This is a genomic window from Mesorhizobium sp. WSM4817 (assembly GCF_055811135.1).
Genome location: NZ_JBVVQQ010000112.1, coordinates 1 through 821, shown reverse-complemented (window position 1 = coordinate 821; position 821 = coordinate 1). Strand labels below are relative to the sequence as shown.

The window sequence follows — 821 nt, the reverse complement described above, 5'->3', positions numbered from 1 at the left end:
ACTTGAGGATCGGCGGGAAATCCTGGCCGGCCTCATAGGGTCTGACAGCCGCATCCAGTTCAGTGAGACCATGCCGGGCGAGGCTAATGCGATCTGTCATCTGATCGGCGCGGCTGGCCTGGAAGGGATGGTATCGAAGCGTCGGGACAGCAAATATCGCAGCGGCCCGACCACCAATTGGCTGAAGACAAAATCCTTCACAGAAAGCGAGTTTTAACTACTCGGCGTCGAACGCGAGAGGGGCAAGCCCGCGTTTGCTCTGATGGCTGACCCAGCCACCCGCAAATATGTCGGCAGCGCGTTCGTGAGCGTCAATCGCGAGATGCGGGAACGACTTTGGAAAAGGGTCCAGGAACATGCCGGGCCACCGCCCAAGGAGATGCCAAAGCGGCCGGCAACGCAGTGGGTCAAGGCGGGAATTAAAGCCCGCGTGAAGCACCTCAGGGGCGAGGACGACCTTCGCCACGCTTCGCTTCAGGACTTCTGGGATGAAAGCCAGCTTTCCGCGTTCTATGCGCTGCCGCTTGTCTCGCTTTCCTCGTCAAGTGCTGAGGCACCGGCAAATAGGCGTTGGCAATCAGCCAAATTAAGCGGACTAATGGTTTCCAGCAAAGGACGCGCGGCGTGGTATACCATCACTATCCGGGGAAACATTGGATACGCAGCCGCTCAGCGCCATCAAAATCAACACCAGAAATAGTCGCATCTTTCCCTTCGAATTGGGGGCACTTAGCACGGATGTCATGCTGGTGCCTGGCCGCCGACCGAAAGCGAGGCCCGTTCAGAAACTTATGGAGACCGACATTCCCCGGATGAACCCG

General features: G+C 58.1%; 1 protein-coding gene and 1 pseudogene. Both read left to right on the top strand.

Going from position 1 to position 821, the window contains the following annotated elements; all coding sequences use genetic code 11:
• A pseudogene (locus tag AC0L2K_RS34945) lies at window positions 1-217 on the top strand (ATP-dependent DNA ligase); the annotation flags it as partial.
• 45 nt (window positions 218-262) lie between these two features.
• The gene (locus AC0L2K_RS34940) at window positions 263-700 is read left to right on the top strand and encodes a hypothetical protein (RefSeq protein WP_473533654.1); all 438 of its coding nucleotides are present in this window, start codon (window positions 263-265) and stop codon (window positions 698-700) included.
• The last annotated feature ends 121 nt before the right edge of the window (window positions 701-821 follow it).